The following is a 7,890-nucleotide window of genomic DNA, read 5'->3' on the forward strand; positions in this document are numbered from 1 at the left end:
CCCCTGCGCCGGTTCCCGGGGGGGGGGGTTCTGGTGTTTTTTTGGGGCCGTAACAACCCCCAAAAACACTCACGAAGCTGTAAGCCCTAGTGCAGCTTGTTCCGCAGCACCTTCCCGGTCGCGTTGCGCGGTAGTTCGTCGAGGAACTCCACGTCACGCGGCACCTTGTACCGGGCGAGGTTCGCTTTGACGTACTCACGCACGCCGTCGACGTCCAGGTCCGACTTCTCGGCCCGCACAACGAACGCCTTCAGCCGCTGCCCGAACTCGGGGTCCTCCACGCCGACGACGGCCGCCTCGAGCACGTCCTCGCGTTCGACCAGGAGGTTCTCCACCTCGATCGGGAAGACGTTTTCGCCGCCGGAGACGATCATCTCGTCGTCGCGACCGTCGATGAACAACAAGCCGTCCTCGTCGAAGTGCCCGACGTCACCGCTGGAGAGGAGACCGTCGATGATCTCCTTGTGCCGCCCGTCGGTATAGCCCTGGAAACTCAGCCCGCTGCCGACGAAAACCCGGCCGGTGACATGCGGCTCGGTGATCTTGCCGCCCCTTTCGTCGTACAGCGCGACCTTGCAGCCGACCGGCGCGCGGCCGACGGTGCCGGGGGCCTTCCGCCAGTCCTCCGGCGTCGCGACCGTCGCGACCGCGACCTCGGTGGAGCCGTAGAGGTTGTGCACGACGTCGCCGAACGCGGCGGTCGCGCGGTTCCCGAGATCCGGGGACAGTGCGGAACCGGCGAGGAAGATGATCCGCAACGACGACGTGTCGTATTTGGCGCGGATCTCTTCCGGCAGGTCGACGATCCGCTGCAACATCGTGGGCACCAGCACCAGCGTGGTGCAGCCGTACTCCGCGACCCCGCGCAGCGTCTCCTCCGGCACGAATTTGCGCCGCATGACGACCTTCGACCCGAGCGCGAAGGACAGGATGAACTGGGAAAGCCCCGTACCGTGGAACAGCGGCGCACCCATATAGGTCGCTTCGCCGGTCCGCAGCGGGATGCGGTCGAGGAACTGCGCCGACGCGAGCGCGGAGGTGTGCGGCCGCGGCGCACCCTTGGGCGTCCCGGTGGTGCCGCTGGTCAGGAGGATGAACCCGCCCGGTTTCGCGGGTGCGGGCCACGGCCGGTCGTCGGTGCTGGCCACCAGTTCGGTGACGATCGGGATGTCGCTTGAGCGTCCGGTGTCCGGATCGACCCAGGCGAGATAGTGGTCGACGTCGCCCTCGATCGCGTCCAGCAGGTCGGTGAACTCCTGGTCGTAGACGAGCGCCGTGACGGCTTCGCGCTTCGCGACATCCGCGAGCTGCGGTTTGGCGAATCCGGTGTTCATCAGCAGCAGCTTGGCGCCGAGCTTGCCGGAGGCGAGCATCGTCAGCACGAGACCGCGGTGGTCGCGGCACAGCGCGGCGATCACCGAACCCGGGCCGAGTCCGCGTTCCGCCCATGCCCTGGCCAGCGCGTTCGACTGCGTGTCGAGTTGTTTGAAGGTCAGCGGTCCGAGCTCGTCGATGATGCCGGTCGCGGTCGGGTCCCGGCGGGCGGCGATCATGGTGGCGCCGGCGAACGGGCCCCACTTCCGCACCGTGACCAGCGCACGCAGACCCTCGTCGACCCGCGGGATCGGGAGCAGGCCTGCCTGGCGCATCACGTCGATGCTCCGCACGGTCTCGGTCACCTTGCCCGCCACCAAGGTGGCGAGGCCGGTGGGGTTTCTCATCCGGGCACCTCCGTTGCTGCTGCGGCGAGACACCATGCCGCCGACGTTCACGTACCGGCGGTATGGGTTGCTACTCGACAGTAGCCGACCGGTAGCGCAGGCGCACTAGCGTCCTCGTGACAGAAATGTCGTAGCCGACTAGCACAATGGCAACGTGCAGGCGATCGCAGGTCAAGAGGAAGATGGCGACTTCGCGATCTCGATTCCCGGGCAGCCGCTGCGGCACGGCCTGAAGCTCCCGGAGTTCGTCGACGCGGTGCGAAGCCTGGAGACCGGGCATTCGCCGCGCTGGGTCCTGCCGTCGGTCGAAGGGACGTACCCGGCGCTGATCAAGGCCGGGGTCCGGGTCCGGCGCTGTCATGACCTGGCACTGACCGAGGGTCTGCTGCTGGCGCACGAGGGCAGGCCGAAGGAGTCGCGAAGCCTGCGTGCGGCGCTGGCCAGGGCGAACGGGCAGGAAGCACCCGCCGACGAGCCGCCGCTGTGGGCCGAGGACGACCAGCCGACGCTGTTCGAGACCCGCGGCCCGCGTTTGCCCGCCGGGGTCACCGTCGTCGAGGCCGCTCGCCGGGTGCTGGCCGACCAGGAGAAGCGGATCGCGCTGACCGAGCATCCGGAACGGCTCCGGCTGCTCTTCGCGGCCGAGTCGGCGAGTGCGCTGGCCGCCGCGGAGATGTCGTCCGACGGGCTGCCGTGGCGGGCCGATCTGCACCTCGAACTGCTCGCCGACCAGCTCGGCCCGCGTGTCCCGGCCGGGCAGCGGCCGAAACGGCTGGTCGAACTCGCGGCGAAGATCAGTGCCGCGTTCGGCGGCCGTCCGGTCAACCCGGACGCGCCCGCCAGCGTCGTCCGGGCGCTGGGCCGCGAAGGCATCGAGGTCACGTCGGCGAGGAAGTACCTGCTGCGCGACATCGACCACCCCGCCGTCCCGCCACTGCTGGAGTACAAGGAACTCGCGCGGCTGCATTCGGCCAACGGCTGGGCCTGGCTCGACGAATGGGTGCACGACGGCCGGTTCCGCCCGCACTACATCGTCGGCGGCGTGGTGTCGGGGCGCTGGGCGAGCCGAGGTGGCGGCGCACTGCAGATCCCGAAGGTGCTGCGGACCTGCGTCCGCGCCGATCCAGGCTGGAAACTGGTGGTCGCCGACGCCGCTCAGCTGGAGCCGCGGGTGCTCACGGCGTTGTCCGGGGATCGCAAGCTGGCCGACGTCGCGGCGGCCACGGATCTGTACGCGAGCCTGGCGGAGGCGATGTTCTCCGGCGTGCGTCGCGTGCCGGTGCCCGCGTGGGACGACAGGGACGATCGCGACCGGGCGAAGATCGCGATGCTTTCGGCGATGTACGGCGGCACGTCCGGCGAGGCGGGCCCGCTGCTGGCGTTGCTGCGGACCAGGTTCCCGGACGCGGTGTCCTATGTGGAGCGTGCCGCGCAGGCCGGGGAACGCGGCGAGCGGGTCCGCTCCCGGCTGGGCAGGACGTCACCCGCGCCATCGGAGGCATGGCGCGCGCTGACCGGCGGCTTCACCGATGACGAGGCGTCCGAGACCAAGGCACGTCAGGCGTCGCGTGGCTGGGGGCGGTTCACCCGGAACTTCGTCGTGCAGGCGAGTGCGGCGGATATGACCGCGGTCCTGCTGGCGACCCTGCGCGGCAGGCTCCCCTCCCCCGCGCGTCTGGTGTTCTTCCAGCACGACGAGGTACTGGTGCACACCCCGGCCGAGTTCGCCGACGAAGTCTCTCAGTCCATTGTGGACAGCATGACGGAGGCTGCGCGGATGCTGTTCGGTGCCGCTTGCCCGGTGCGGTTCCCACTGCACATCGCCGTCGTGGACACCTATGCCGACGCCAAGTGACCGCAACTAGAGGACTAAATGCGACGAGCCGTGCGCGACCGGCGGTGCCGACTTGGTCCGGTGCGGCCCGCCGGGGAAGCGGTGTCGCGGGGCCACGAGCAAGAGCCGCGTCACCCCGGCAAGCGTGGTGCCGTGCCGGGGTCGGGATGCCCCCAATGCGGCATTGGGGACACTCGACGTCTCCAATGCCGCATTGGGGGCACGCTGCACATCGCCGTCGTGGACACCTATGCCGACGCCAAGTGACCGCAACTAGAGGACTAATTGCGGGCAGCGGCGGCGTCGTCCAGTGCCTTGATGACGCGCTTCAGGGAGACGGGGTGGGCGGTGCCGAGGGTTTGGGCGAAGAAGCTGACCCGCAGTTCCTCGATCATCCACCGGATCTCCCGCAGCGCGGGAGAACTCGTCCCCGGCGGCAACGCGTCCAGCGCCGCCTTGTACTCGTTGCGAAGCCACGCGACGTCGCCGGTGCGCTGGATGTCGCGGGTCGGCTCGGTCGGGAGTTTCTCCAGCCGCCGTTCGATGCCGCGCAGGTAGCGGACGACGTGCTTCAGCCTGTCCTGTCCGGTTTCGGTCACGAAACCCTTGTGCACCAGGCCGTCCAGCTGCGACCGGATATCCGCGAGCGAATCCGCCGGGCCGCGGGTGTCGGCCAGCCGGGTCTCGACGTCGTTGGCCGCGCGCAGGATCTTCTCGACGTTCGTCAGGACGTCCAGCACCCCGGCGTTCAGCCCGGCACGCACCTTTTCCCGCAGGACGGCGAAACCGGCCTCGTCCCAGCGCGGACCGCCGTTGTCGGCGACGAGCTGGTCGACAGCGCAATCGACGCAGTCTTCGAGCAACGCCGCCACCGAACCGTGCGGATTGCGGTTCAGCACGAGTTTCGACGTATTGCCCAGGTTGCGGGTGATGAACTTCATCGGTGACGGCAGGTTCAGCCGCAGCATCCGCCGCGTACCCGCCCACATCGACTGTTCCTGCTGGCCCGGCGTGTCCAGCAGCCGCACCGCGACGGTCCCGCCTTCGTCGACGAGTGCCGGATACGCCTTGACGTCGTGCCCCCGCTGTTTGCTCGCGAACACCTTCGGCAGCTCGCCGAACGCGGGTGTCGTCAGGCCCTCGCGCTCGATGCTGTCGGCGGCCTTCGAGATCGTCGCGCGCACCTGGCCGCTCAGATCCCGCTTCAGCGCGTCGATGTCCTTGCCCTCGGACACCTTCTTGCCGCGGACGTCGACCACGCGGAAGGTCATCTTCAGATGCTCGGGTACCGCGGGCAGCTGCCAGGCGTCGTCGGGAATCACCACCCCGCGCAGTGCTTCCAGCTCGTCGGCGACGGCGTGCATCAGCGGCCCGTCCGCCGGGCCGACCCGCGACAGCACCAGCTTCGCGTGGTCGGGTGCCGGCACGAAGTTGCGCCGGATCACCTTCGGCAGCGACTTGATCAGCTGCGTCACGAGCTCTTCACGCAGGCCGGGGACCTGCCAGTCGAAACCGTCCGGAGTCACCTGGTTCAGCACCGGCAGCGGGATGTGCACGGTGACACCGTCCGCGTCCGCGCCAGGCTCGAATTGATACGTGAGCTTGAAGGTCTGCGTGCCCTGCGTCCAGAAGTCGGGGTAGTCGGCCTCACGCACACCGCCCGCGGTCTCGTTGATGAGCATCGTCTTCTCGAAGCTCAGCAGGTCGGGCTCGGTGTGCCGCGCCTTCTTCCACCAGCTGTCGAAGTGGCGTGCGGAGACGACGTCGGCCGGAACGCGCTGCTCGTAGAACTCGAACAGCGTCTCGTCGTCGACCAGGATGTCGCGGCGGCGCGCCCGGTTCTCCAGGTCTTCGACCTCTTCCAGAAGCGCGCGGTTCTCCGAGAAGAACTTGTGCCGCGTCTCCCAGTCGCCCTCGACCAGCGCGTGCCGGATGAACAGTTCGCGGCTCAGTTCCGGGTCGACGCGGCCGTAGTTCACGCGGCGATCGGCGACCAGCGGGACGCCGTACAGCGTCACCTTCTCCAAGGCCATCACCGCGCCCTGCTTGCGTTCCCAATGCGGCTCGGAATAGTTCCGCTTCACCACGTGACCCGCGAGCGGCTCGACCCATTCCGGCTCGATCCGCGCGTTGACCCGGCCCCACAGCCGCGAGGTCTCGACCAGTTCGGCCGACATCACGAACCGCGGCTGCTTCTTGAACAGGGCCGAACCGGGGAACACCGAGAACCGTGCCCCGCGCGCGCCGAGATAGTCGCCCTTCGCCGGATCCTTGAGCCCGACATGCGACAACAGCCCGGCGATCAGCGACGTGTGCACCCGTTGCGGATCGACCGAGCCGATGGTGTTGAGGGTGATGCCGAGTGGTTTGGCCAGCTGACGCAGCTGGCTGAAGATGTCCTGCCACTCGCGGATACGCAGGTAGTTCAGGTACTCGTTACGGCACAACCGGCGGAACTGGTTGGTGGACAACGCCTTCTGCTGCTCGCTGACGTACTCCCACAGGTTCAGGTACGCCAGGAAGTCGGACGTCTTGTCGGCGAACCGCGCGTGCTGCTCGTCGGCGGCCTGCTGCTTCTCCGACGGCCGCTCACGTGGGTCCTGAATGGACAGTGCGGCGGCGATGATCATCACTTCGCGCACACAGCCGTTACGCGAGGCCTCCAGCACCATCCGCGCCATCCGCGGGTCGACCGGGAGCAGGGCGAGTTTGCGGCCTGTTTCGGTGAGTTTCTTGCCATCGGTCATCTCGAAGGCGCCGAGTTCCTGCAGCAACTGGACGCCGTCGGCCACCTGACGGCGATCCGGCGGTTCCACGAACGGGAACGCCGCGATGTCGCCGAGGCCGAGTGAGGTCATCTGCAGGATGACCGACGCGAGGTTGGTCCGCAGGATCTCCGGATCGGTGAACTCGGGCCGCGCGTCGAAATCGTCCTCGGAGTACAGCCGGACGCAGATACCGTCCGAAGTACGCCCGCAGCGGCCCTTGCGCTGGTTCGCCGACGCCTGCGAGACCGGCTCGATCGGCAGCCGCTGGACCTTGGTGCGGTGGCTGTAGCGCGAGATCCGCGCGGTGCCGGGGTCCACGACGTACTTGATACCCGGCACGGTCAGCGACGTCTCGGCGACGTTCGTGGCGAGGACGACCCGGCGCCCGGTGTGCCGCTGGAACACCCGATGCTGATCCGACGACGAAAGCCGCGCGTACAGCGGCAGGATCTCGGTATTGCGGAGGTCTTGTCTGGACAGTGCGTCCGCGGCGTCGCGGATCTCCCGCTCACCGGAGAGGAACACCAGGATGTCGCCGGGACCCTCGTGCTGGAGTTCGTCGACGGCGTCGCAGATGGCCTGCGTTTGATCGCGATCGGAGTCGGCGTCCGGGTCGTCAGGGTCGACGATCGGCCGATAGCGGACCTCGACCGGATACGTCCGGCCGGAGACCTCGACGATCGGCGCGTCGTCGAAATGCTGGGAGAACCGCTCCGGATCGATGGTCGCCGAGGTGATGATCACTTTGAGATCGGGACGGCGCGGCAGGAGCTGTTTGACGTAGCCGAGGATGAAGTCAATGTTGAGGCTGCGCTCGTGTGCCTCGTCGATGATCAGCGTGTCGTACTGCCGCAGCATCCGGTCGGTCTGGATCTCGGCGAGCAGGATGCCGTCGGTCATCAGCTTGACCAGCGTGTCCTGGCCGGACTGGTCGGTGAACCGGACCTTGTAGCCGACGGCCTCGCCGAGTTCGGTGTGCAGCTCCGAGGCGATCCGGTCGGCGACCGTGCGCGCCGCCAGCCGCCTCGGCTGCGTATGCCCGATCTGACCGCGGATCCCGCGCCCGAGTTCGAGGCAGATCTTCGGCAGCTGGGTCGTCTTCCCGGAGCCGGTCTCGCCCGCGACGATCACCACCTGGTGGTCGCGGATGGCGGCGGCGATGTCGTCCTTGCGCTGGCTGACCGGCAGTTCTTCGGGATACGAGATCTCGGGGACGCCGTCGCGGCGGCGGGTGACCCGCAGTTCCGCGGCCTCGATGTCGGCCTCGATCCGCGCGGTGATCGACTCGGCGTCCCGCGCTTTCCGGGCACCGTCGAGCCGGCGCCGGAGGCGGTGCTCGTCGCGCGACATGAGTTCGGGCAGGCGAGCGCGCAGGGCGCCGAGCGGGGAAGTTGTGGAACCAGCCATGACCGGCACCAGGATAGCCGTGCGTGACGATCAGGGCTTCCGAATATCCCGCACGTCACCACCACACCCCCCACCACACCCCCCACCACACCCGCGCGTTTCGTCCTCTGGTTGCGGTAGTTGGCGATACGAACTACCGCAACCAGAGGACGAATTGCTC

General features: G+C 68.3%; 3 protein-coding genes. 1 reads left to right on the top strand and 2 read right to left on the bottom strand.

The genetic code is table 11. The features are described 5' to 3' along the window. Window positions 1-86: 86 nt before the first annotated feature. Window positions 87-1,721 carry an acyl-CoA synthetase gene (locus AB0M65_RS39350; RefSeq protein ID WP_364040227.1) on the bottom strand — a complete coding sequence of 545 codons (1,635 nt, stop codon included), beginning with the start codon at window positions 1,719-1,721 and terminating at the stop codon, window positions 87-89. A gap of 154 nt (window positions 1,722-1,875) precedes the next feature. Between AB0M65_RS39350 and AB0M65_RS39355 the strand changes: the two genes are divergently transcribed. Then, complete coding sequence (locus AB0M65_RS39355) at window positions 1,876-3,576, top strand: bifunctional 3'-5' exonuclease/DNA polymerase (protein WP_364040230.1); 1,701 nt, start codon at window positions 1,876-1,878, stop codon at window positions 3,574-3,576. A 260-nt stretch (window positions 3,577-3,836) separates the two neighbouring features. Here the strand turns inward: AB0M65_RS39355 and hrpA are convergent, their stop codons facing one another. Continuing rightward, entirely contained in the window at window positions 3,837-7,730 is a 3,894-nt protein-coding gene (gene hrpA / locus AB0M65_RS39360) for an ATP-dependent RNA helicase HrpA (RefSeq protein ID WP_364040233.1), read from the bottom strand. Between the last annotated feature and the right edge of the window lie 160 nt (window positions 7,731-7,890).

This window comes from Amycolatopsis sp. NPDC051071, from assembly GCF_040682875.1.
GTDB lineage: Bacteria > Actinomycetota > Actinomycetes > Mycobacteriales > Pseudonocardiaceae > Amycolatopsis.

Bases quoted from the DNA above. Each gene is read 5' to 3' on its own strand.
- AB0M65_RS39350 (WP_364040227.1), bottom strand. From the start codon at position 1,721: ATGAGAAACCCCACCGGCCTCGCCACCTTGGTGGCGGGCAAGGTGACC.
- hrpA (WP_364040233.1), bottom strand. From the start codon at position 7,730: ATGGCTGGTTCCACAACTTCCCCGCTCGGCGCCCTGCGCGCTCGCCTG.